The following is a 22765-nucleotide window of genomic DNA, read 5'->3' as shown; positions in this document are numbered from 1 at the left end:
GTTGTTAGGATTTATAAATCAGGCGTCAGGAGTCCGAACTCAGAAGTTAGGAGTCAGGAGTAATGGGGAATTGCTAATTGAAAATTATCTTTAGTCTTGTGTTCGTTGCTAATGACTAATGACTAATAACTAATGAGTTAAATATCGAGTTGTTGCTGAGCGAGGTGATAGTAAAGTCCGCGTTCTGCCATCAATTGGTCGTGGTGGCCTTGTTCGGCTAAAATGCCTTTGTCTAGAACCAAAATTCGATCGGCATTACGCACCGTAGACAACCGATGAGCTATGACAAAGACAGTGCGATCGCGGCCGATGCGAGCCAGATTTTGCTGGAACCTGCGCTCAGACTCCGTATCCAGCGAAGAAGTTGCTTCGTCCAAAATCAAAATTCGCGGATCGCCCAACAAAGCGCGGGCGATCGCAATTCGCTGTCGCTGGCCCCCAGACAAACTCGTTCCCCTCTCCCCCACAGGAGTTTGATAACCCAGTGGCATATCTTGAATAAAAGCGTGAGCTTCTGCTAACTTCGCCACTTCTATCGCCTCTTCTAAGCTTGTAGAATCAGCACCCTGTCCATTTTTGTACAGAGTAATATTTTCCAAAATCGTTCCCGAAAACAAGAAACAGTCTTGAGGAACCACACCCAACTGTACTCGCAGCGACTGCACAGAAACGTGACGAATATCGTGGCCGTCAACTGTCAGCCGCCCTTTTTCTGGATAATAAAAACCTTGCAGCAGCTTTACCAAAGTGCTCTTACCCGAACCGCTGCGGCCGACAATTGCCACAGTTTCTCCAGCTTGCACCTCAAAGCAAAGATTTTGCAGTGTATTGCGTTCCTCATCCTGAGAATAGCGGAAAGAAACATTTTCAAACTTGACGTTTCCCTGAATGCGAGGCAGCACCAGCATTGGCTTGTAAGGGCTTTCTTCAGGTTGGGCAGAGAATACATCATCCAAACGCTCGATCGAAACGACCACTTCTTGAAACTCATCCCAAAGTCCCACCACTGAAAGCACAGGAGAAATCACGCTCCCAATCATCATATTGAAAGCAACAAATTGACCGATCGTCAAATCATCTTGAATCACCAGCATCGCCCCGTACCACAGCAAAGCCGTGCTACCCAAAGTATTGATCGAGCCCCCGATTATTTGCAAAGAATTTGCCAAATTTTGCCCTTTAAATTGGGCATTAATCAGGCTGGTTAATTGGTCTTCCCAGCGCCAGCGCATTTCTCGCTCAGCAGCAGTTGCTTTAATCGTCGCCACCCCAGTAATCATTTCTACCAAAGATGAGTTTTGCTTAGCACCTTCGTTAAAAATATCCCGCGACACTTTTCGCAGAAACGGAGTTGCGACTAAAGTCAAAATCACGATCGGCGGAATTAACGCAAGCACCAACAAAGCCAGACGCCCGTTGTAGTAAAACATCAACCCGATGTAAACTACCGCCATCATAGCATCTAACCATGCGGTAATTGCTTGGCGAGTCAGAAAAGTCTGAATTTTTTTATTTTCCTGAACGCGCGTTAAGATGTCGCCAACGTGACGCAATTCAAAGAATTTTATCGGCAAACTGAGAGTGTGACTGATAAAGCCACTAACTAAAGTCAGGTCAATGCGGTTAGATAGGTAATCGAGCAAGTATTGTCTGCTTGCCGTTAGCAGCATTCGCCCAATACTAAATAGCAGTATCCCGAGTGCAAAAACGTGCAGCGTTCCTACGCTTTTGCTAACAACTACTTGGTCTAAAATTACTTGGGTAAATAGGGGAGTAACTAGCCCAAATATTTGGATCAACAAGGAGAGGATCAGAATTTGGGCGATCGCAGCGCGGTAGGGCCAGACTATGCCAACAAAATTTTTAAGTTTGATGCCTTGATGTTCGGCAGTGTGATTGCGGTATAGTTCCGCTGTCGGGTCTAAAATTAGGGCGTACCCTGTCCAATTTTCGGTAAAACTTTTAATGCTCATCCACCGCTTCCCCGCAGCCGGATCAGCCACTAAAACCTGTTGATTTTTAAAGCGGTAAACTGCCACGTAGTGATTGCCTTGCCAGTGAGCAATCCAGGGATTTTGATTTCGCAGCGGAGTTAAAGAAGCTCGCACGGGACGGGTTTGAAATCCCATCCTTTCCGCTGCTTTTGCCAGACTCTTGAGCGACGCGCCACTGCGGCCGACTTCTGCCAATTCGCGCAAGTAATTTAGGCTGAATTTTTTACCCCAATATTCGCTAATCATCGCTAAGCAAGTAGCTCCACAATCTGCTGCGCTCTGTTGTTGAATGAATGGGTGTCTGCTGCTCAACCAGCGCCGCTGCTTGGGTTTGGGGAAGCTGATGATTCCGGTTGCGGGTTTTTGCGGAGCAACTGCGGTTAATTTTGATGGCTCTGTTTTTGAGGTAGATATGGCATCTTGGGCCGGCGTTACTAAGCTTAAAATTGGAGGTTTGCGGATGATTTTAGGGCGGGAATTGCTTTCGGAAGTAATTGTAGCCTTGGCGATTTCCCACTGTTCGCTGCTAAGCTGGTAAATTAGCAGGTCTGTTACCGCTATCCAGTCGCTCTTTACGTCTGAATGTTCCCAGTTACTGCCGATCATTGGCGGTGCTTGACCTTGAATTTGACCGCTGCGGAACCAAAAATGATTTGTAGATTTTTGGCAATGCTCAGCGAGGCAAAATCCGGCAGGAATTCGGCTTTCTTCTATATAAGGAAGTAAGTGCGGCCACAGAAGCTGTTGTTGGTGGGGAGCGAGCGATCGCAAATCTGTTTGTGTCTTGAAAAATATTAACCGCTGTCGCTCTTGCAATTCTTGCTGCAAGCGCTGTTGCAGTTGCGGGAATTCTTCTAAAATAAGCTGCATCGTGGTGGCCGCAATTTGAGCGATTTGGCAAGTGCCGGCCGCAATTGCCCTGTAAGGCAGTCCGCTTTCAATAAATAGGTTATCTGTCCCAAATATTGCTCCGACTTCCAGTACCACCGCCGAAATCTCCTGCTGTTGAGACGCTTCTACCGCTAGAAGTCTGACTCTGCCCTCGCAAACTAAATAAAAATTGCGATCGCTCTGTTCTTTCTTAACGAAATTGTTGCTATTATCTGATGTTTGATATTGACTGATTTCATCCCCAAGCTGAAACTCGCAAATTTCACAGGCTGTATTTAATTTCGCCACTACTGTCGGTCCTGCACCGACTTCCTCTAAAATTTTCTGAATAGCCGGGAAATTTTCCAAGGCTGCTCGGGTTTTAACAATATGATTTTTAACCCCTAAAATTTTTTTCATAACTCACCTTGTCAAAAAATTGTTTTATTTTTTTGGAATTATAACTAACCTGGTTATGAGCAATTTTTATTAGTTTAGTTGCAATTTAGTTGGCTTAAAAACTGTTTGTCGATATGTCAGACGAATACCCCTTAGTTACGCCATCCCTTCAACGCCTTTAGGATATATAAAATTGCGTTATTTCAGGATTTTGTGGTGATTACGTAAGTTTGGTTTTGGCTGGCTCCCAGTTTAACTTACAGAAACGTGATTTTGGCTACCTTTAAGGATCATCTTTACCTAATCTTTATAAATCTACCGTATTATTACGGGATAATTATGAAGATTCTGTGAAGCTGGGGAGGCCAATGTTCTGCCCGGTATACGTAGATCTAGGCAAAAATTTACATTCAGGATTCAAAAAACCATCAATTTTCGACGCTTGTTTGTGAAGTCCAGGGCCCGATCATGGTAAAGTATTGATGGGTATTAGTTTGTAGCAGCAATTCAAGCAATTAATTCACCATTTAATCTGGGTATGTAACGGATTAAAGTAAAATGGAAAATTCTGCTGTTGATAACGGCCTTTCATTTGGGGGTGACTTCTGTGAGGACCCAAACTCATCACTATCGCTACCCATCACTATCCGTCTAAACCCCGATTAAAAGTATCGGTTTCTCTGCTTAACGAATTTTGTGCGATCGCACTCAGTGTATTTGCTCTCCAAAAGCATGGAATAGTGTAGAATCCAATAACCAACTACTGCAAATGTCCGGGTCTAATCCGCCAACATCTTCTGTGCCGCTGTCCCTGGAACAAGTTCTCAAACATTTTTGTGGCTATGACTCTTTGAACCCGGGGCAGCAGTAAATTGTCGAAGCTGCTTTACAAAAACGGGATATGATGATTGTAATGCCGACGAGCAGTGGCAAGTCTTTGTATTTTCAATTACCGGCCCTGTTGAAACCAGGATTGACGGTGGTAATTTCGCCGTTAATTGTTCTGATGCAAGACCAGACACTTGTGGCGAAATTAACTATGCAGAATTCAGCGATTGCCGCTGCACAATCCAGTTAAATTATTTTGGGGATTTATTTACAGGAAATTGCGGCAATTGCGACCACTGTTGCCATCAAATACCAGTAGAAGACTTGACAATTAAGGCTATAAAATTTCTTTCTGGCGTGGCGCGGTGGAAAGACAAATTCGGCATGAATCGCATTATATAGAAATCTTTGCAAGAGTCGTAAATTTTTTACCTCACCCCAACCCTCCCCGAATCCGCTCGCTCGGGAGTAAGAAATTCACAAATGATGCGAGGATTGCTATAGACGTGCTGCGCCGTTCTAAAAATCAAAAAGTTTTGCAAGACCACCATCACCAACTTTCTACTTATAGCATTGGTCAAGACTGAAGTATAGACGATTTATGGGAGGAAGGCTACTCTTCGGCACATCTTAGCCGTATCATCTGTTGTTTAGTTCACTCTAGTAATTTTTGGTTTGGGCTTTGGGAGCGAACAAGCTCGCGAACCAATTCTTTAAACAGCAGCTTGACTGCTTTTGCTGCCACGCGCGATCGCACAAGTCGCACCGGCCGGCCGCTGAGTTTTTCTGCATCCATGATTTCCCCCAACCGATCGCCGATGTTGTTAGCCATACGGCAGCGTTGAACTTCAAGTCTAGTAAAAACCCACTGCCATAAGGCTTTCCGGCACAAATCACTGCCGCCGACAACTTTAGACTTTTGCAAGTCGCCACTACTTTCCTGGGATGGCGCGTAGCCCAGGGCTTTGCAAAACCTCCGAAGAGACAAATGCCGCTTGGTAGGTTTGCCCGATCGCCGACCAGTGCGAATTTTGACATCGGGTTTGCCGTCGGCAGCAAGATAATTTTCGATTGGGAAGATTTGGGAAAGTAACAGCGCCTCGACTCTGCGACCAAAACCGAATCGGGCAAAAACTTTGCGGTAGGGCAAGAACTGCGCCTCGCCCACCAATTTGGAAAGCTCAAACTCGATCGCCATTTCTTCTCGCTGCAAATCGCAAATTCGGGCGGCGTGGCGGCGGACTTCATCCGTGATTCCCAGTCCGATCGACCGCTCATAAAGTAGATCGTATTTTACAGACTGCCGCTGGCTGCAAAGCCATCCCCAAAGCAGCGGCACTTTCTCGCCAGACCGCAGCGATTTAATCAGTGCCGCTTCTGGGAATTGCCAAGCCAAATCTTGCCTTGCCCTATTAATAATGGGGCTTTGTATGCGGTTGAGGTGCGCGAGCCGCAGGACTAGGCGGCGAATCTCTACGATTGTGCGATCGCGCATTTGCACAAACCGACGTGGGTTAGTTTGATAATCCCAACCATAAATCGCCAGTGCCAGCGCGTCGGCGTCGTCGTCTTTGTCCGGCAGCGATAGGTGATGCTCGCGAAAACTTCTTAATTCCTTGTGACCGACTAAGCGCACTTCTACCCCGGCGCGGGCGAGTTGGGTTCCCCAAAGGATTTGGTAATTGATGCCCGTGGGCTCCATTATTGCGATCGTGCTGGCTAAATTTTCGACTCCGATTAGGGCGAGCAATTCTGAAATTCCATGCGCTGTAGCGTTGAATTTGTGGAAGTTGTAGTGATAGTAAAATTCCTTTGGCTCGTCCACTTTTCCTAAAATTAGGCAAGCGGAAACTGAGGCTTTACTGATATCTAGCCCAATAATTTGCAGCATTTAATTTTTGTAGGTGAGGTTTCCAAATCCCGCAGCAGTAGCTTATGAATCACCCAAAGGCCACAAAATGAGCCTACTTCACTCTTAAAGCTTCTAAGTGCGCGAGATAAAACAATTAACTAGGTTGTGACTGAGCTTATGAACGAAAAAAAGCCATAACAGCTTGGTTCACCCTGAAAGCCCTAAACCACAACCTGTTTAATCGGCGGTCGGGTTGGAATCGATCCGCGACTTCCCCTTATTAAGGGGAGTTTCGGCCGCTGATTCCGAGCGGCGCTCGTCAGGCGGTAACGGTGATCGAGTTGGTACTGACGAGGGCGACGTAAACGTATATATAGTCAAGGTTGCGGTTGAGTGCGGCGGTGAATTCATCCGTTGCGTAGCTTCTTAAGAGATGATTCGCCGCGTTGACATACTCACTTAAGCAGCGGTCGGGGGGCTGTTTTCGCAGCAATCCCCGTGCTTTGGCTTCTTTGATTGTGAGGAAGATTTCTTGCTTTTTAGCTTCGCTAAAGTCGCCGAATCGCTGCTTTGCTGATTCGATTAGCTCGGCGACTCGTTTGCTTTGGGATTGAGTTTTCATGATAGATTGGTATATGAATTGTGGTGAAATAGTCAGATAGCTTGGATGCGAGCGACTAAAGTTATGAATTAGTCGCTTGCTTTTTTAGTTGTTGTCGGCTGGGTGAATACTCGAATAAAATACTAATTTGACTGTATTTTGCTCGTGCATCTCTAAGTAATTTTGCAAGCTTTCCGTCACTTGTTTATCGTTCAGTTTTCCCGTAATTGTTTTTACTCCCTCCGATAGTCGTTCCATTAAAAATGCAACGTCTTTATCGGTTAGATTTTGCAATGTTTGCATCGCTAATCCCCCGAAAACTGCGGATTCTAAAATAAGCCGCTGTTGGTCGGCGGGTAAATCTGTCATGTCTAACGGTTCCGGGTGTTCGGTGTTAAATCCCATGAGTGAATCCCGGGCTTCTTCGCAACACCCTAGGTGGGCGTCAAGCATTCCTGCTAGTTCGTCGAGCTCGCGGGCGTTGCCTTGGCATTTAAGGATTAAATCCGCAAGCTGGCAGTCGAGGGCGATTGTCTCTGCTGTAATTTCAGGCCTGACAGTCGGGTATTTGGCAGCCTCGTTTGTTTCGTTTGTCATTTTTTTTAAAATTAGGATGAGTCGGACGATTTGTCCGATCTAATGGGGGAACCGATAGCTTTTTGAGGGCAAGTTGATAGATTCTTACTCCCAAAACCTGCTATACGTTTTGGCTTTTGGCGACGCGCGAAGGAGGCTTCAAGCCGATCGCAAATTTCCTCTTTTTCGGGTGTCAGTTCTGTCGGCTCCACGTCGTCGGGTTCATCGTCGGGCGGTTCGGTAGCGCCAATAAGCATTTCGAGATACTTACTAACTGCCATGCCTGCTGCTAGTGCTTTCTGTTGCAACAGTTGGTAGGCTTTGCCACCAATGCGGACTTGCTTGGCTCTGTCCTCTGGGTTCTCGTCTAGGGCTTCTTGAATTTTGGCCGCTGTGATTAACTGCGGGGGGAGTCCGTCAAGCACGGTCTGCCATTTTTCCTCTAATTGGGTTTGTCCGTACTCGTCCACTTGAGCAAATTTCACCAACGGCAAGGCTTGAGCAACTGAGGTCGGAAGGATTTTAAATTTGGATTTGATTAAGTGCAGGCAGATTTTGGCCGCTTGAATTATGCGCTTGCAGTAGAAGTGTGATCGCCCGAGTGCGAGCTTGCAGTATTCGGCAAAGTCCCGGTACTGCCGTTTATAGAGACGGTAACGGCGCACGGCGTCGAGCATGATGCCTTGGCGCACGTAGTCAAGGAAGCTGCGCTTGATGCGCTGGGTAATGAGTGAAATATCGTTATAGGGTGCTTGGTCGAGAATTTCGTTCTCGAAGTCCAGAAGCGGCTGAAATTCCGCTTCTGGGGGTTGCCAGCACTCGTCTGAAAAATCAGAATCTAGAGTGAGTTGCATTGTTTTAAAATTCGTCGCCTAGCTTGCTTGTAACCACTTCAACTTCTGCGACGGATGCTGCATTTAACAGCAGATCTTTATCAAAAGTTAAGCGAGATTGCATGGGGTCAATTCCCAAGGCTTTTAACAACAACTTCAACTCGTCGTAATGCCTGGTTGCCCGCTCTATGTCGTCGGTGAGGCGTTTAAGAGTGTAGGCTTTTTGCTGGATTTGATGGTCTAGCGCGAGGGCATTTTCGGCTAAACGGTTTTGAGCGTCTAACTCTGCCAGCAGTTGGTCTAACTGTTGCTTTAACGCCTCATAGCCCTCTGACAAGGAATCTACATCGCTGCTAACCTCAAGTTTTCCGTCGCGTTCAGTTCTATCCCAGCGGTCTTTTTTATAAACGGGGATGGTGATTGATAGATGAGTTGTCATGGTTTTAATTTTGGGTAAGGAGTAGTTGGTGGTAATGGTGCAATATTGCGAGTCCAGAGATTCCACGATGAATGGAAATCAACTTTATGGCGGGGCATCCACTGAAGCTCGCCAGAGAAAGTTTGTATTAGCAAAAAGAGATTGGAATGAGGGACGAGAGGAAGGCGTATTTCACCAATAACCCACCCCGGGCATTGGGCAAGATGGTTGTAGCCAAACAAGCACTCTTTCGGTTCTTTTAAGAAATTAATGTGTTCCCGAGTGATTTCCATAGCACAGAGCAGAGGGAGAGAGGAAGCGATCGCCCTTGCTGAAAGAGCAATCGCAGAAGGAAGCAAACTTAGCAAGCGATGGAACCTGATTTAATGTGCATCACCTCCCGGGGGAGCTCGCCCTGACTGACTACTGCGGCCAGTGGCGACGCGACAAGTATCGGTTTGGTATGTCACTGTTATGTGACTGTTATGTGATTGGTATGCGATTTGCTTTAAAGCACTCGCCATCGGCGGAAAGTTGGGGGGTTTGGGCTTGGGCAACCGGGCAAATATCCCTGTGTCGGGCGGTTCGTCGCTGTCGGTTTGTCGGTTTGCGCGATCGCACCAAGCGTCAAAAGTCGGGATTGAAAAGTTGCAAGTGCTGGAACTTTCTGGCATGGATGAAGCTTTTAGCGGCATAATTCCGGCTTCTGGCTCGTACCACTCATCAGGACACGGTGCCCACTCGCACATCGAATCGTTAGATATAGTAAGGGCTTCGGCGTTTTCGGCATCCCAGCGAGCCATCGCCTCGTTGAACGCATCGAGGGAGTCGAAGTCATCGGGGTCTGGCGGCTCGTCGGTCGATTCCACTTCAAAGTCGAGGAGGCTCAGTTGACCGTCGGCATCGGATTGGAAGTGGATAATCTGGGGTTGTGGTGGGGAGTAGCGCGCCAGAAACTCAGAAGATAAGGTGCAGCCTGTCAAGATCAGATTTGGATCAGGAGTTTGCCCGATCGCACTTTCGGTCACTTCCTCATCAGCGGGGGAATCGGGGATGATGTGTGCGGAGCTCTTGAACAACTCCAAAAGTTGATGAGCGGTTGACTTGCTTTTGACACCGGGGGAATTTTTGGCCGCTTGTACGATCGCACTTTGCCTCACTTTTGCCTCACTTTCGAGTCTGTCGCGGCCGTTGTCGCCACGGTTGGGCGGGCGTTCGCCTTCTGTGAGGGTGGTTAATTGAGTTGACTGATCGGGTAAAACTCCCCCTCGACCTGCTTGATGATTCCCTGCCACTACCAGAACTCGATCGCCTTTTTCGATTCCCAGTGCTTCAGCTTGAGCGCCATCGCTATCTCGAACTGATTCGGCGGGATGAGAGCGCCAGTGATGTACATCAGCACCTTCTGTTCTGGCGAGTTGGGGTTCAGTTTCTGCATTTTGTGCGATCGGCTTAGTGGCAGGTTTGGGGTAGACGATGCGGCCAAATTTGGATTCTAGCGGCGGCTCCTGGGCTTGAGGTTCGATCGGCTCCTGGACTGGTTCGACTTCCGCCACCGGGGAAGCTTCCAGCAGTTGCAGCAGCGGGGGCTGTTTGCCAACCAGTGCGTTAACCCAGTTTCGGGCATACCGCCGATCGTCATCGGGGAGCACGTTGAGTTGGTAGCCGATTTGCTTCAGTTCCTTAAGGGTTTTCTGTTTCAGTTCGTCGAGCGTGTAGTGCATAGGGGGAAAGGGTGGGAATCCCACCCGCCAACATTAGGGGTATGCAGTGCAATCTCAAGCATTACTTAAGACTCTGAGATTATGGTATAGTCTTACTTATCACATTGTCAACATCTTACTTAAGACTTGCTATTCTGAGGGAAGACTTTATGACTCACGACTATGGCCAAGAAAGCGAAGCAATTGGAATACGGGGAGAAGAAGAGCGGCAGGACTTACGGCTTGACACCGACGGCAGCGACGATGCTGGACGAATTGGCGAAGGAATTCGGACTCAGCGCATCCCATCTAATCGAAAAAATAGCAAGGAGGGAATTGGTAGTAAGGACGCCATTGGGGGAATTCTTGCCCAACTGTTAGATGATGCAGAGAAGCAGTTGGCGAAGTCCCGGGAGTGCATCGTGTGGTATCGAGAGGAGGCAAAGGAATACGAACAGAAGATTGAAAACCTTCGCAAGCTAATAGAGCTACAGCAAGAACAATTAGAACAACATTCACTAGAATCCCAGGACGCAAGTCCAGAATAGTAAGCAACAGAAACCAGCGCCCCATCAGGAGTGCTGGTTTTGCGTTACTGCGTTAATAACGAATTAAGTGAAGCAGACGTATGGCAACGAATGAAACTAAAAGTTTTCGGGCTTTTTTGAGAACTTACCTAGAAGAAGATAGTCCGTTTGGCGATTTAGCTCGCGACAGCTTCTCTATATTGTCAAACTGGACCGGCACAACTGCTAGTAGCTTGCGAAGACACATGAGAACATTCAATTGCTGCGATGAAGCCTTGGAAGCATTAACTGCACTAGAAAAACTATTCACTAGAGGCGATCGCCTAACGAACATATGTTTCATGGGCCCAGAAGAGCGTGATCCAGAAATTATCAATTATGTGATCAATGCTTTTCGCTCTTGTGACATTGAAATTGAAGCAGAGGACGGTGGATTTAAGGTATATCCCAATGGTGTTAAACAACAGCGCTTAGTTAGCCTCCTGTGCAGCGATTTGGGTCTTGGTATTTTGCTGAACTAGCAAGAGTCGCCCGCATCTGCTCAAAATGTCGCCGTCGGGTGCTGGCTTTTGCGTTAGTAATTAGTCATTAGATATAGTCATTCGAGGCGATCGCACTTATGAACAAAGGACAACTGGTGGAACTGATGGCGGCCAAAGCCGAAACCACCCAAAAGGCAGCTAACGCACTGCTGGACGCTTTCCTTGATTGCGTCACCCAAGCTGTTGCCGACGGCGAGAAAGTAACCCTGGTAGGTTTCGGCTCTTGGGAAGCGAGAGAGCGGAAAGCTAGGGAAGGCCGCAACCCCAAGACCGGGGAGAAGATGGAAATTCCAGCAACTACAATTCCTGCATTTTCGGCAGGCAAGCAGTTCAGGGATGCTGTAAGTCACCAGTAAGACAGTAAGACAATGTGCCGATCGGTCGTGAAGGGCGATCGGCTACTAGACCAACACTAGACAGTAAATAGACATGAAAAATTTCGACGAAGATGAAGTCTCACGCGAGCTAGAAAGCCTTAAAAACCTGCAAGTTTCTTTTGATGGCCACGAAGCCAACGCTCTTATCCTAGCGGTGCAAGCGTTGCACGGCTCTAGCCTAAATTGCGAGGAATTAGCCCCGCTGTTGTATGCCGCTAAAATTGCAGCCCTCAAATTGCAAAGATTATTTGTTCATTGTCCCGCTACCTTTTCGGCTATCGAGCACGGCTGGCACTTGATCAGCGGTAAAAACTTCCCCCCAGAGACATCCCCCCTAGAGGGTTTTGAATCATAACAGGGCGATCGGCTGCTAGACAAACTGTAGACAGGTCGTAGACAAGCTGTAGACAACCACTTAGAGGGAATTCAATGTTGACGAAAGAGGAAGCGATATCTCTGCTGGGAGGAGCTAGAAAAGAACTCCCAGACTCTCCCCAAACCCCAGAGGAAATATTGGAGGCGATGGAGGCAGCAGCCAACAACTACTACCGTGAAGCGATCGCCACCAACTGCCACACATTTATTGAATTCAGCGGCCTGATGAACGAGTACATTAAAATCTGCGAGAGAAACCTCAAGCAGCGGGGGGTCGATTTTACTAAAACCAGCGCTCACTGTCCCGGTGAACCCAAACTCCAAATAGAGGGCTGGGAATTGGATTACATCAACGACAAACTGCACTGCATATTTCCCGATTTGCAACTTGTGGAAATAGAAAAAACTTTAGGCGGCGGAACAGATGGAGCTTACAACAGAGATGGTTAGCGCTCAACTTTCACTTTTTGATACGGCTGCTGCGGAAGTAGGTAGCCTTTACAAGGCCGGCGACTGGGTGATGTTGCGAAGGAAACCAGCCATCGCCGCATGGGTGAAGCGAGGGGAAGTTTACAAGGTTAATCGAGTACACCCGATCGACGGCTCGCTGCAATTCTGGAACCCGCATACAAGCGATTGGGATTTTCTCTATCCCGACGAGGTTAAACTAGCACCCGCACCACCAGCGGTTGAGGACGCGCCCCCACCCCCCGCCGTTGATTCTCCAACCCCGGCAGAGGTCGCAGTTGGAGAATCAATTTTGCCAACCTGTGAAACCGATGTCCAGATTGACTTTAACGCGGTTGGAGAATCAATTCTGCCAACCCCCGCCGTTGATTCTCCAACCCTTGCAGAGGTCGCAATTGGAGAATCAAATCCCCCGGTTGATGAGGAGTGTTGGGAATCCGACACTGCCGTATCAACTTACAAAGCGCGCGGTACGGCGCGGGCGGGTGAGGCAAAGTATTATCGACTGTCTTACAAGGACGGGGGGAAGGTAAGGCAAGTGCATATTCGCGGTGGCAACACCGATTCCCCGATCGCCCAGGCGAACGTTGCCGAAGTGCGATCGCAACTAGCAGCAGGAATTCCCCCCGCCGAAATTGCCGCTACGCTCAAAACTACCCCACGCGATAACCTTCCCACAAAGTAGAGTCTAGATTAACATCGCCGTAAACTTTGCTGTTTGTCCCAAAAGCTAGCGCGTAAAGTTCAAGAAAATCGCCAGCTACAAGCGCCACGGGTAAAGGTGTTATTAACTGCCCCGAGAATCCGTTATTTGCTATCTGATCTGACAATTTTCTAAAAAAAATTCCGTTTTTAAAAAGGGATAGAACAATCCTACCTGTCATCTCTAAAGTTAGAAAAGTGCTTATTTGCCAGCTTTCAGCCTCTAAAGCCGTCAGACGACTATTCGCAAATTGCGAGCCAACGTTTGACGAGATAAATGGAAAAAGGATTTTAACCGCTGTGTTTACCGTTAATGTTTGCGAAGTATTGGGCGCGGCCTTAAAAGTCTGAGCGTACTTCCGATGATATCGAGCGTCGCCACGCGCCTGCGTTGCGTATTGCAAGTGCGGGTCTGTGGCGTTGACATGCGCTGCGTCGGCGGCGATAAACTCTGAATCGCGAGTAACCTCGGGTGGAAGGTCTGACTCTGCGATCGGCTTGGCTGGATTTAAATTTTTTAGCCCCATTTTAAGCGGCGGTAGATTCAGTAACCATCAAGTTAGAAGTGCCGGAGGCTGTAATTACGGCGATGGCTCCCGTGTAACGAGAGCCTGCATCGTCCGGCGTACAAACAAACCCCGGCGGAATAGGCTGCTTGTATAAAGTAGCCGTGACGGTGCTATTTTCCCGCATAAATACGGTTTGACTGCCTGCATTATAAATCGAATAATGGATTCGATTTGGATTAGCTGGAAGTGCTACGGCGAGGGTGGCGGTAGCACTTACGCTAGTTGCTGTGTCGGGGTTGCGGATATCTTCAGCAACATTTACAGCGACATTAGAAGGATTTAGATTAACAAGTCCCATAATTTAAAAATTAGCAATTGCATTTCTTAGTTGGTCGTCGGTGACATCTATATAGCGAATAAGGGAAGTTAAACTCCTATGACCTGTCAGCTTTTGAATTACTTTCATGTCATAACCTTGTTCGTTCAGGCGCGTGATGAATCCGCGTCTCGCCGAGTATAAAGAATACCCTTGATTTCCCAGCCCTGCTTTTTGTACCGCTCGTCGGAAAGCCTTGTCCATAGCTTGCCTGCTTAAGTGCTGATCGGACTTGTAGAGGGAAGGAAACAAGAACCCCTTATCGGGGGGCTTGTAAGCGCTTAACATTAATTTCAGCGCCCAGTGATTCGGAACCTCGCGAGTAGTTTTATCTTTCCTGTTGCTAGCTGGGTAAAGCACTGTGTCACGCGGTTGACATTTTGCAACATCTGAGTAGACGTGCTTAACATCAATACTTAGAATTGCCTCTGGTCTTTCCCCAGTGTACCAAGCCAAAGCTAAAAATAATTTATGAACATCTGTTACAAAATGGTTGCTGATGTTCTGATAAGTCAGCAGGTTTAAGGGTGTAGCCTGTCCAATTCCCGCAATCTTCACAGTTGCTCTTTCCGTGCAATTACTTGGCGATTAGCAACCTTTTAGGCGCTTCATCTAGTGTAGCAGTTGAAACTATTGATTCCTGGTTGTTTGGTTTTCTTAAACATTTGCTCTTTTATCTATTTCAGCAACTTCTTAAGAATTTAAAAGCCTACCAAGCCGCCTTCTAATCTTACTTAAACTTGAGAAGTAAGAATTATATTAAATCATTTATGGCGGATCACACTTCGGGTTCCGGCGCTTCGGTTTCAGGAACCTCTCACGCCAACCCTACCGGCCCAGCAAGCAAGGAGCGGTATGTATACGGAATTTTGGCACTCTTGGAGCAGGAGGAAAATAATTTAACGCGAGTCGCTGAAAGAACCGATCGCATAACCATCACCGCCAATTTATCCACTAAAACGGCGGCAATTGACTTGCTGCTAAACGTAACCGCCAGCAACGCAGTAGGCGGCAGCACAAGTTACAACGCAACTCATTATCTGACAGGTTCAACTTTTACCAGTGGCACTGGTGGCAGCAGCGCCCCGAACCTCGCTCAAGCGGCAATGGAGGCTGTCATCGCTCTCAAGCTCATTGAACTCGATAAATCGCGCAACCCTGAAAACAAAAATGCAATCACCCGCTGCACCCATACCCTTGCTGCGAGTGGAGGTACTAACGCAACATTTAGCGCGCTGCTGGAATTCCCCATAGAAGTAATTAGCCTACCCGGTGGCGGCAGTGTAATCGAAGGCAAGGTGTATTTAACCTGATGGCTGAGAATCAACTTGAGAACACAAGGACTTTTCGGCGAAGTATCACCAGCGCCGACGGAACGGGGATTATTGAAATACTCAATTGCGCTAATGCTTTTGCTGAATATGATCCTTTGTCTGCTTCCTATTACTTAGGCAAAAGTTTTTATCTAGAAGCCTTGAGCGGCGCAATTTACTTGCCATCCTATCAAGAGGCACCTTACCCCGATATCTATCCCGAAATGTCGGCGGCTGAAAAAATCGCTGCAATGCTTGCTATTGAAAAGGGTTATCCGTTTGTAGGTCTGAGTTTTCATGCTCGCAAGGGAACGGGCGCGTGGTCAACTCTAGCAACCGCACGGCTTCAGAACAAGGGAAGGGAAACAACAATTCCTTTCACGATTCCCTACCTAACGATTAATCAACTAAAGTTACTAAGCCCCGACGATCGGCTTGGAATTTCTATTATTAATTACGGGCATGGAGTTCTCGGAAATGGCGACTATATCAATTTAGAGGGAGATTTTAGATTTAATCTCGACCTAATTGCCAAACCACAAATTAGGACGATCGGCGCTGGCTTGCCCTACGGCATCGAAATCCCTTCAGCAGCACCTACACGATTCCGAACAGCAAACCAAAACCGCGCCATCCTCTATGCCACCAATACTGGCAACACCGATATCTGGATTGCTGGCAATTCGAGCGTCGCTGTCGGCAGCGGCATTTTTCTTGCTCGCAACGGCGGCGGCAACCTGACCGAGCAAACGTTGACGGGGGAACTTTGGGCGATCGCAGATGGCGGCCCCTCTCGCCTCTCAGGAGTTGAAGCTAGTTATGTCTAGCAGAGTCAGTCGCAAGTCAGGGCTATCACCAAGCGCTACCAGGGGGGCGAGTGGAATCGACCTCGGCAAGGACAGCGGCGTTGATATGGGGCGAAAGGCGCGACCGTCAGCAACGAGTGGAGGAATTGGCGTCACTCAAGAAGTTGCAAATATTGGGGGCGTTTCCGTAACTGGCGGCGTGAGCGTCGATGTGTCGCCGCTTGCTGTCAATGTCAGCGGCGAAACGAACGCTGAAGACCCCAATAAAAATAGTATTTCTATCAGCGGCAGTGCAGAGGTTCCCGGCGGCTTTTTAGGAGTCGGTGGGGGCGTAAAGATTAATACAAATACAGGCGAAGTTATAGGGGGAAGTATTGGGGGAGAGATTGGAGGATTAGGAATTAATGTTTCCTCATCAGAGGGAGATGTAGGCGTTGAGTTTACGTTGCAAATTCCATTTACCCCCGTAGAAATAAGCCTCGGATTTGGATTTCCTAAAAAAGAAGAGCCGACAACCCCAATATCTCCAACTCCCTCAATACCGGGCATTGCTTTTTCGCACGATCAGATAGTACCCTTGCTCGAAGATAACAAATGTTATCACTTAGTGATTTTGTGGCATACAGCCTCACTTGCTATTTATACGTGGGATATAGTACATAAAAACGCCCTTAAATTCATAAGTCAATCTTCACCTAGCAGCCCTTATGGTGGTGGTAATTGGACTCAACAAACTCCTTTGTTTTACGCGTCTTATCAAGAGATTCCTTATAGTAGAACTCCCGCTTTTATTGACTATCATGAGCCGCCTGATCCTAATGGCTCTAGAGATCCTTTTTCTGCAAATTACAATAAATTTAGCGCTAATTTTAAAGCATGGGGCGTACTGGATGGGGGCCCACAAATAATACTTTCTTCTCAAAGTTTCCAATATTTCGATAGATTATTAGCACCTTTCATGTTAACGGGTACTGGCGCTTACCTAAAAAATCATATTGCTAATACTCGGCCCGCCAATCAAATATGGGATATTTCAGCTTATGAAATCCCTTGCAGCCGTAACAACACTGATCCAACATTACCAAAGCGTATTGTACCTCTTTCTCCTTCCCCGATTCCTTTTCCAAACCCACCACCAAGGAGGCAAAACGTGGACGAATGCTGTAGAGATAGTGTGCGAATGCTGCGCCGGATACATAAACATTTAGGGGTTAGCCCGATACCGGGAATGGAACCCCTAGAAGAATTTGCAGGCGTCAAAACTAAGGGGGAAGCTTTCCAAGGTGACAAGATGGCTTTTCCTTTTGAAGTTCCGAAACGATGGATCGACCCTGTATTTGCTAAGCGTAACGAGCGGATAACGGTAAGAAATTTAAGCGAATTACTGCTTGTAATAGGCGCGCAGAATGAGAGGTTAGAAAGAGTTCTCGGTACAGGGGAATTTTTAAAAGACAGTCAAGAACAATTGAGGCAAAGCGAGACTGGAACTTTAAGGTGGCTTACTCAGCGAGTGACAGGGCTTGCTGGCGACGACTTCACCTACCCAGACCCTAACGATTTTTGGTTCAATACCGACGACGGAATTATCAACGAGAAAAAAGTAGAGGTGAAATCATTTGCTGATGGCTTCCGCTATTTGATTGAATCGCAAAATAGGTTAGAAAGAATTCTGCCAGTTGCAGAAATCAAGAATTCAACTATTCCGGCTCGCTGGGTTTACCCCGGGAAAAAAGGTCAGTTACGGGTAGGCAATTTAATTCACTTGGTTGAATATATGTTTCGCGCCGATGACCGCGCTCGCGGTTTTTGGCCTCAAAAGATAACAATTAAAGCTGCAAATCCCGCAATAAAAGATGACAAACCAATAGTAACTGAAGTACATTCTCAAGCCGATATGCTGCGAATCATACTTCAACAGCTTCTAGATGTTGAGGGCGACGGAGACATGGGGTCTAATTACGACTTGCGACGAACATATTTGGACATTATGGCATTTCAAATGCTAGCCAAAAATACGAAATACGTTCAAGCAATAACCGAGTATTTAGGGTTCGACATAACAGAGGAGGTTAGCAAAATTCCTATACCGTTCGATCCTTTTGCAGGACAAGACCGTTCTGTGATTGAGCAATGGTGGATCAAGTACGGTTTTGGGGAAGCAAAAACGAATTTTCCTACTAAAAATACAGAATCAGAAATCGAACAGTTGTCAGCAGGTCTTTTGCAAAATTCTGAGCTGGAAGTTAGTACCATCAAATTTGGTTCAATAGATGCAAAAAAAGACCCTAAAACTTTAAAAGAAGCGCTAATCGAAATTCTAAAACACAGTTCTGCAAGCGCGGCAGCCGTAACAGAAGTAGCAACCGAAAGCGCGCTCGATCGGGTAGTAGATGCGGCGGGTATCGCGCAAAAATTAGCTTCATTTTTGATGAGGCGAGACATTAGGGAAAGTTTGGGAATCGGCGACTTGGATAACTGGATATCTAGCGCCGAAAAGGGTTACACCGACAACTTAGAGAGCGAATCTTTAAGATTTCCAGAATCTAACACGCTGGAACCCTACGGGCGGCCAGCAACACAAAACCCCACTATGCGAGAAATCGATACTAAAGACCCAAAGGCGGACTAATTATGCAAATACTAGACAATCAAACAAGCTCGGCTTATTTTAACGGGACTGCGGACAAATCATGGATAGATAAATTAGGCGATTTGTTCAACTCTGTTACAGCTTTTATCGGAGATGTTATTGGCAACATCCAAATCGGAGATGTCAAGCTCGGCGACTGGTACGCGGCAGACCCGGTGGGAGCTGCTGCGGGCGTAACTCTAGGCGGGGTTATTGTTTACTTGGGCGGGCAGGTGGTTGTCGGGGGCTATCAATCACTAAGCTCACTTGTGACAGCTTGCCGATCACTAGGAGTGTTGGGAAGTTTGCGAGCCGCAGGAATGGCAGCAGGTCAGGGAGTGCTAGCTGCAGGGCGAGCGATCGGGGGGCGGGCGCTTTACTTGTTGGGCCATCCGGGCGCGTTGGTTTCCAGCCTGCTGACGGGCGTAACTGTCGGCGCTGTTATGCGCTGGTGCGCGGGCAAAGCGATGCAGCTAATTAATTTCAATTGGAACCAAACCGATGAAGCTTTAGAAAAAAGAATCGCGTCAGCACAGGCTCAATTGTGGAGCGTTGCGGGCGGGTCTTTAGGTTCGCTATTGGGGACGGCTCTTTGCGGCATCGCTCCAGGAGCAAGCATTGTCCGGGTAAATCCATCCAAATTAGCAGCTATCAAAGAAGTTAACCAAGAGCTTTATGAAGAAGCTATCCCCCAAGTCAGAAATTTGATTAACGCAACAATTCGAGTAGGCACGACGGCTGCATTTGTGCAGATTTTTAAGAACGCGAGAAAATTCTTGAAAAGTTTGTCACCAGCAATTAAGAGAGTTCCTTTTGTAGGGGAAACCATAGCAAGCTGGCTCGAAAAGTGGGGTGCTCCTGATGCTAAGCCTTGGAGTATCAACATCGGCGTGAAAGCTGTCATCCAAACGATTTCCGACAAAAATATACAAGAGTTCTTCGAGGAATTGTGGGAAGAGTTTCTAGAAAGCTGTCAAGAGGGAGTTTTCGTTTTATCAACCGCTTTTGGATAAATAGAAATCATGACGTGGGAAGAGAGGTTAAGAGAAACGATTACTCCTACGGTGAACAATTGGCCGTACAGGGTGATTCAAGTCAAGCCTAACAAGAAAAAAGACCAGGAAATATACACGCTATCGGGGCGCGAAGAAGACCTCGCAGCAAACGGCGCGTTATTTCTGGCGCTTTATGACTTGTTGGAACGCGAGAAAATCGATTTCCAGGAATGGTGGGAGGGGTGGGAAAACGGGTTTCCGCTGCTATCGGAAAGAATAGAATCAAATTATCAACTGTCGGGAATTTCGCCCTGGCGGAGAATGGAATCGCGCCCGCGATATCGAGAGTGGCTACCCCGACTAGGTGACAAAAAGCCTAAATATACAACCATAGAATACTGGAAAAACCGTAACAATGAGTCGGATTCTGTAGTGTTTAGCGGCACTCATTTACAGATAATAAATCAAATTATTCAGTATGAGTGGCAAAACTCTAGTGAGTCAAATATCAATATTTCGGGAAAGAATAGCAAGCCTCCACTAAAAGGATGGCCCGCTATAGTCTTAAATTTTATTGAACCTAACGACAGTTTGAGACGGAAACCTACAGGAGAAGCTCGCAGTCGAGTCAAGGGCGAAAAAACAATTCGCTGCACTGGATATTCGGACGATTTAGAAATCGTGCAGCGTGGATTAGCTGAGCTTATTAGTAATAGTAGTATTCGGCGGTGGGCGACGAAAATTAGAGATGAATTTGCCTCCCCAGAGTTGTATCGCTGGCAAAAGGGGCGCGAGTGCCTTTCCTACTCTGGACAAATCGCAAGACTTCAAGGCTTGGAGGGGTACGCTTTTGTGCGATCGTCCCGACAAGGAAAGGAGTTATTTGAAAAATTGCTGAAAATTTTTGATTTTACCCCTGATCCTGCCGGTTTCCACTACTCGGCGAACGAGGCCCCGGAAATTGCTTTTCCCCAAGACCCCCCAAACTTCCAGCTTTTAGGGAAAGAATGGGAATCCGAAACTAAAAGGCCAAACTCTACCGTTATGTTTGATAACGCTCTCCTGTACTTGCCCAAATTACAATCGCCGATTCCGCTAGTAAAAGGCAATAAAGTCATTTATGAGGCTTAACAATTCTTGACAATACCTTTGTTAACTTTACCAAAACCTATTAGGTTCCTCCAGTAAAAAACGCTTAAAAACGAGACTGTGCAAAGCTTTCGAGGTTCACTAGACTAAAAAAAAAGGAAGTGAACAATGCCACGAAATTCTCGACGGTTTACCAAAAAAACTTTAACGGCGGCTGAAGTCGATATCTATGCAAGTTACCTCAAGGGAGAAAGAATACACTCCCAACCGCGTAAAGCTCCTGCGGTATACAAAGAGCGACGGGCAGTAGGGATTGTACCGTTTGGTCTAAGTCCGGCTGCAACAGCTAATTTTGTCCGAACCTCAATGACGCGCGGTGCCCTAGGTATACTCGGTACGTTAGGTATCACCAACTTAGATGGTATTTTTGGGCTTAATTTGACTAATACACCAACCGTAACTGATGCACCTGCGGGTTTTTATCCGGCAATCGCGAGAGTTACGCTGATTCCAACTAACGCCGCGGTCAATACAGCGGGGACGTCTGCTTTTACGGGCAGACCAAGAAACTACAAAGGAGGTCGCAGCGGCTCAATTCCTTTTGGTAGAGGATCTTCAACGGTGCAAACAGATGCTAAAGATCCCGCATCTACACAAACAACGATCGCCGATATTGATTACAAAGATGCTGAAAATGCTATTAAATTGGCGGTCGGTACCCCCACTTACGCGGGCAAGAAGCGCCTTTCTTTCGAGCCGGAGCTTTACCGATCAGAAAGAAGCCAACCAGGTTTTACTGGAGATGCTGTTGCCCCAGCATTCTAAAACTAAAAATGATTTCTGAAGCTATCAATCAAATTAAATCGGCGCTGCAAATAGTCATCGACTTCGACGCCTCAGTAGAGGAAATTGAATATCGCTGGAATTTGGCAAAAAAAATTAGCCAACATTCAAAACTATTCTTAGAGGGGCGAATATCGGGCGGTGACTTTCTCGATTTAGCAGAAACAACCGAAATTGACATTGACCGATACGCTGATGAAGTCGAGGAAAATTTAGAAAAAATAGGGCTTTTTCTGTGAGTTTAATCGTCAACCTCAACGACCCTAATTTGTGGGTTCCTGTTTGGGAGCTTGACGTTGCCGCTCAAACACTAGGTTCAAATGTCGAGACTGACAGTTACGTTCGCATTCCCGAGCAAAAATGCCCGATTATTTTGCATAAATCGCTTCTGGCGGTTTATGCAAGTAATCCTTTGGCAAAGCCTGGATGGTTTAGCGCGGGCTATTTGAGCCAAAGCATCTCTTTGCCCTTAACAGTGGGCGGTAATCCTACAAGTTACGGGTCGAGTCGTCGAATAGTTTTAGGTAAAACCCAGATAGTACCTTTCCTTGATATTGGGGTTGCCGATTTTGCGATTGCATTTTTATGCCATCGCTGGCACAGGCAAATAAAATTAGTTGTCTGGGAATATCAGGGAAATATTTCAACAACTGAATTGACAGCTATAGCAGCTATTGGTCAACAACTAAACTCTATCGAATCAAAAATAGACGGGTTGTAAGTAGCAGATAAATTAAAATTGTCAAAGATTGCAAGTAATGAATGTTAAAGATTTGATAGAAATCATCGGTATATCTATTGGTTGTGCTGGTGCTGTCGCAACGGGAGCCTTTACCGTTGCGACGCTGCGAGCTGAATCTAACATGAAAGATGTTAGAAACGAGGTTAAGGAATGGAATAGATTTGCACAAAAATCTATTCAGAATGACAATCACACTATGGTAGAACTCGGACTCTTAAAAAATGCTGTAAATGATATCTTCAGGGTTTTGGATATGCGACGAAAACCCTCTTTACCAGAAGAAAATAAGCCACAACACACAGATTTTTAGCAAGTGGACAAATACTCGTATCGCTTTACAGTTGCCAGCTTAAACGTTGCCGTAATTATGCTAGTTGGCGCGGGGATAATACTGGTAT

26 protein-coding genes and 1 pseudogene are annotated in these 22765 nt (G+C 46.8%); 17 read left to right on the top strand and 10 right to left on the bottom strand.

The window, feature by feature from the left end; genetic code table 11:
• Positions 1-137: 137 nt before the first annotated feature.
• A complete protein-coding gene (locus D0A34_23720) occupies positions 138-3284 on the bottom strand; it encodes an ATP-binding cassette domain-containing protein (GenBank protein UNU21454.1) in 3147 nt (1048 codons plus the stop codon).
• Between the two features lie 748 nt (positions 3285-4032).
• Between D0A34_23720 and D0A34_23715 the strand changes: the two are divergent.
• Both D0A34_23715 and D0A34_23710 read left to right on the top strand, forming a co-directional pair.
• Positions 4033-4281: pseudogene (locus D0A34_23715) on the top strand (DNA helicase RecQ).
• A 154-nt stretch (positions 4282-4435) separates the two neighbouring features.
• Complete coding sequence (locus D0A34_23710) at positions 4436-4678, top strand: hypothetical protein (protein UNU21453.1); 243 nt, start codon at positions 4436-4438, stop codon at positions 4676-4678.
• A 68-nt stretch (positions 4679-4746) separates the two neighbouring features.
• Here D0A34_23710 and D0A34_23705 read toward each other — a convergent pair whose 3' ends face one another.
• From D0A34_23705 to D0A34_23680, 6 genes are all read right to left on the bottom strand, one after another.
• Positions 4747-5982, bottom strand: a complete 1236-nt coding sequence (locus D0A34_23705; GenBank protein UNU21452.1) for an IS110 family transposase — start codon at positions 5980-5982, stop codon at positions 4747-4749.
• A 280-nt stretch (positions 5983-6262) separates the two neighbouring features.
• A complete protein-coding gene (locus tag D0A34_23700) occupies positions 6263-6565 on the bottom strand; it encodes a hypothetical protein (GenBank protein UNU21451.1) in 303 nt (100 codons plus the stop codon).
• 84 nt (positions 6566-6649) lie between these two features.
• Positions 6650-7141 carry a hypothetical protein gene (locus D0A34_23695; GenBank protein UNU21450.1) on the bottom strand — a complete coding sequence of 164 codons (492 nt, stop codon included), beginning with the start codon at positions 7139-7141 and terminating at the stop codon, positions 6650-6652.
• Positions 7142-7152: 11 nt separating this feature from the next.
• Positions 7153-7974 (bottom strand): hypothetical protein, encoded by an 822-nt coding sequence (locus D0A34_23690; protein ID UNU21449.1) that lies wholly within the window; start codon positions 7972-7974, stop codon positions 7153-7155.
• Positions 7975-7978: 4 nt separating this feature from the next.
• A complete protein-coding gene (locus tag D0A34_23685; GenBank protein UNU21448.1) occupies positions 7979-8392 on the bottom strand; it encodes a hypothetical protein in 414 nt (137 codons plus the stop codon).
• A 362-nt stretch (positions 8393-8754) separates the two neighbouring features.
• Positions 8755-10095: a hypothetical protein gene (locus D0A34_23680; GenBank protein UNU21447.1), complete on the bottom strand. Its 1341-nt coding sequence runs from the start codon at positions 10093-10095 to the stop codon at positions 8755-8757.
• A gap of 149 nt (positions 10096-10244) precedes the next feature.
• Here D0A34_23680 and D0A34_23675 point away from each other — a divergent pair, with 149 nt between their 5' ends.
• The 6 genes from D0A34_23675 to D0A34_23650 all read left to right on the top strand — a co-directional run bounded on the left by D0A34_23675 (position 10245) and on the right by D0A34_23650 (position 13048).
• Positions 10245-10622 carry a hypothetical protein gene (locus tag D0A34_23675; protein ID UNU21446.1) on the top strand — a complete coding sequence of 126 codons (378 nt, stop codon included), beginning with the start codon at positions 10245-10247 and terminating at the stop codon, positions 10620-10622.
• Between the two features lie 80 nt (positions 10623-10702).
• Entirely contained in the window at positions 10703-11122 is a 420-nt protein-coding gene (locus tag D0A34_23670) for a hypothetical protein (GenBank protein UNU21445.1), read from the top strand.
• Positions 11123-11220: 98 nt separating this feature from the next.
• Positions 11221-11499 carry an HU family DNA-binding protein gene (locus D0A34_23665; GenBank protein ID UNU21444.1) on the top strand — a complete coding sequence of 93 codons (279 nt, stop codon included), beginning with the start codon at positions 11221-11223 and terminating at the stop codon, positions 11497-11499.
• 73 nt (positions 11500-11572) lie between these two features.
• Positions 11573-11875 carry a hypothetical protein gene (locus tag D0A34_23660; protein UNU21443.1) on the top strand — a complete coding sequence of 101 codons (303 nt, stop codon included), beginning with the start codon at positions 11573-11575 and terminating at the stop codon, positions 11873-11875.
• Positions 11876-11949: 74 nt separating this feature from the next.
• Complete coding sequence (locus D0A34_23655; GenBank protein ID UNU21442.1) at positions 11950-12345, top strand: hypothetical protein; 396 nt, start codon at positions 11950-11952, stop codon at positions 12343-12345.
• Positions 12338-13048 (top strand): hypothetical protein, encoded by a 711-nt coding sequence (locus D0A34_23650; protein ID UNU21441.1) that lies wholly within the window; start codon positions 12338-12340, stop codon positions 13046-13048. Before D0A34_23655 ends, D0A34_23650 begins: the two co-directional genes overlap by 8 nt.
• Here the strand turns inward: D0A34_23650 and D0A34_23645 are convergent.
• The 3 genes from D0A34_23645 to D0A34_23635 are packed head-to-tail and all read right to left on the bottom strand — an operon-like array spanning position 13017 to position 14508.
• Entirely contained in the window at positions 13017-13592 is a 576-nt protein-coding gene (locus D0A34_23645) for a hypothetical protein (GenBank protein ID UNU21440.1), read from the bottom strand. The genes D0A34_23650 and D0A34_23645 overlap by 32 nt on opposite strands.
• A 1-nt stretch (position 13593) precedes the next feature.
• Entirely contained in the window at positions 13594-13932 is a 339-nt protein-coding gene (locus D0A34_23640; protein ID UNU21439.1) for a hypothetical protein, read from the bottom strand.
• Positions 13933-13935: 3 nt separating this feature from the next.
• Positions 13936-14508, bottom strand: coding sequence for a site-specific integrase (locus tag D0A34_23635; protein ID UNU21438.1), 573 nt, complete (start codon positions 14506-14508; stop codon positions 13936-13938).
• 212 nt (positions 14509-14720) lie between these two features.
• Between D0A34_23635 and D0A34_23630 the strand changes: the two genes are divergently transcribed.
• The 9 genes from D0A34_23630 to D0A34_23590 all read left to right on the top strand — a co-directional run bounded on the left by D0A34_23630 (position 14721) and on the right by D0A34_23590 (position 22677).
• Positions 14721-15263, top strand: coding sequence for a hypothetical protein (locus D0A34_23630; GenBank protein ID UNU21437.1), 543 nt, complete (start codon positions 14721-14723; stop codon positions 15261-15263).
• The gene (locus D0A34_23625; GenBank protein ID UNU21436.1) at positions 15263-16090 is read left to right on the top strand and encodes a hypothetical protein; all 828 of its coding nucleotides are present in this window, start codon (positions 15263-15265) and stop codon (positions 16088-16090) included. Before D0A34_23630 ends, D0A34_23625 begins: the two co-directional genes overlap by 1 nt.
• Positions 16083-18698 carry a hypothetical protein gene (locus D0A34_23620; GenBank protein ID UNU21435.1) on the top strand — a complete coding sequence of 872 codons (2616 nt, stop codon included), beginning with the start codon at positions 16083-16085 and terminating at the stop codon, positions 18696-18698. The genes D0A34_23625 and D0A34_23620 overlap by 8 nt, the downstream gene beginning before the upstream one ends.
• A gap of 2 nt (positions 18699-18700) precedes the next feature.
• Positions 18701-19711 (top strand): hypothetical protein, encoded by a 1011-nt coding sequence (locus tag D0A34_23615; GenBank protein UNU21434.1) that lies wholly within the window; start codon positions 18701-18703, stop codon positions 19709-19711.
• A 72-nt stretch (positions 19712-19783) separates the two neighbouring features.
• The gene (locus D0A34_23610; GenBank protein UNU21433.1) at positions 19784-20824 is read left to right on the top strand and encodes a hypothetical protein; all 1041 of its coding nucleotides are present in this window, start codon (positions 19784-19786) and stop codon (positions 20822-20824) included.
• A gap of 126 nt (positions 20825-20950) precedes the next feature.
• Entirely contained in the window at positions 20951-21607 is a 657-nt protein-coding gene (locus tag D0A34_23605) for a hypothetical protein (protein ID UNU21432.1), read from the top strand.
• Between the two features lie 8 nt (positions 21608-21615).
• Entirely contained in the window at positions 21616-21864 is a 249-nt protein-coding gene (locus tag D0A34_23600) for a hypothetical protein (GenBank protein ID UNU21431.1), read from the top strand.
• Positions 21861-22346 carry a hypothetical protein gene (locus tag D0A34_23595; GenBank protein UNU21430.1) on the top strand — a complete coding sequence of 162 codons (486 nt, stop codon included), beginning with the start codon at positions 21861-21863 and terminating at the stop codon, positions 22344-22346. Before D0A34_23600 ends, D0A34_23595 begins: the two co-directional genes overlap by 4 nt.
• Before the next feature lie 37 nt (positions 22347-22383).
• A complete protein-coding gene (locus D0A34_23590) occupies positions 22384-22677 on the top strand; it encodes a hypothetical protein (protein UNU21429.1) in 294 nt (97 codons plus the stop codon).
• Positions 22678-22765: the final 88 nt, after the last annotated feature.

This window comes from Microcoleus vaginatus PCC 9802, assembly GCA_022701275.1.
Classification (GTDB): domain Bacteria; phylum Cyanobacteriota; class Cyanobacteriia; order Cyanobacteriales; family Microcoleaceae; genus Microcoleus; species Microcoleus vaginatus_A.
Note: the sequence above shows the minus strand (reverse complement) of the source record. Positions and strands in the feature narration are given on the sequence as shown.

Bases quoted from the DNA above. Each gene is read 5' to 3' on its own strand.
- D0A34_23720 (UNU21454.1), bottom strand. From the start codon at position 3,284: ATGAAAAAAATTTTAGGGGTTAAAAATCATATTGTTAAAACCCGAGCA.
- D0A34_23705 (UNU21452.1), bottom strand. From the start codon at position 5,982: ATGCTGCAAATTATTGGGCTAGATATCAGTAAAGCCTCAGTTTCCGCT.
- D0A34_23700 (UNU21451.1), bottom strand. From the start codon at position 6,565: ATGAAAACTCAATCCCAAAGCAAACGAGTCGCCGAGCTAATCGAATCA.
- D0A34_23695 (UNU21450.1), bottom strand. From the start codon at position 7,141: ATGACAAACGAAACAAACGAGGCTGCCAAATACCCGACTGTCAGGCCT.
- D0A34_23690 (UNU21449.1), bottom strand. From the start codon at position 7,974: ATGCAACTCACTCTAGATTCTGATTTTTCAGACGAGTGCTGGCAACCC.
- D0A34_23685 (UNU21448.1), bottom strand. From the start codon at position 8,392: ATGACAACTCATCTATCAATCACCATCCCCGTTTATAAAAAAGACCGC.
- D0A34_23680 (UNU21447.1), bottom strand. From the start codon at position 10,095: ATGCACTACACGCTCGACGAACTGAAACAGAAAACCCTTAAGGAACTG.
- D0A34_23675 (UNU21446.1), top strand. From the start codon at position 10,245: ATGACTCACGACTATGGCCAAGAAAGCGAAGCAATTGGAATACGGGGA.
- D0A34_23670 (UNU21445.1), top strand. From the start codon at position 10,703: ATGGCAACGAATGAAACTAAAAGTTTTCGGGCTTTTTTGAGAACTTAC.
- D0A34_23665 (UNU21444.1), top strand. From the start codon at position 11,221: ATGAACAAAGGACAACTGGTGGAACTGATGGCGGCCAAAGCCGAAACC.
- D0A34_23660 (UNU21443.1), top strand. From the start codon at position 11,573: ATGAAAAATTTCGACGAAGATGAAGTCTCACGCGAGCTAGAAAGCCTT.
- D0A34_23655 (UNU21442.1), top strand. From the start codon at position 11,950: ATGTTGACGAAAGAGGAAGCGATATCTCTGCTGGGAGGAGCTAGAAAA.
- D0A34_23650 (UNU21441.1), top strand. From the start codon at position 12,338: ATGGTTAGCGCTCAACTTTCACTTTTTGATACGGCTGCTGCGGAAGTA.
- D0A34_23645 (UNU21440.1), bottom strand. From the start codon at position 13,592: ATGGGGCTAAAAAATTTAAATCCAGCCAAGCCGATCGCAGAGTCAGAC.
- D0A34_23640 (UNU21439.1), bottom strand. From the start codon at position 13,932: ATGGGACTTGTTAATCTAAATCCTTCTAATGTCGCTGTAAATGTTGCT.
- D0A34_23630 (UNU21437.1), top strand. From the start codon at position 14,721: ATGGCGGATCACACTTCGGGTTCCGGCGCTTCGGTTTCAGGAACCTCT.
- D0A34_23625 (UNU21436.1), top strand. From the start codon at position 15,263: ATGGCTGAGAATCAACTTGAGAACACAAGGACTTTTCGGCGAAGTATC.
- D0A34_23620 (UNU21435.1), top strand. From the start codon at position 16,083: ATGTCTAGCAGAGTCAGTCGCAAGTCAGGGCTATCACCAAGCGCTACC.
- D0A34_23615 (UNU21434.1), top strand. From the start codon at position 18,701: ATGCAAATACTAGACAATCAAACAAGCTCGGCTTATTTTAACGGGACT.
- D0A34_23605 (UNU21432.1), top strand. From the start codon at position 20,951: ATGCCACGAAATTCTCGACGGTTTACCAAAAAAACTTTAACGGCGGCT.
- D0A34_23600 (UNU21431.1), top strand. From the start codon at position 21,616: ATGATTTCTGAAGCTATCAATCAAATTAAATCGGCGCTGCAAATAGTC.
- D0A34_23590 (UNU21429.1), top strand. From the start codon at position 22,384: ATGAATGTTAAAGATTTGATAGAAATCATCGGTATATCTATTGGTTGT.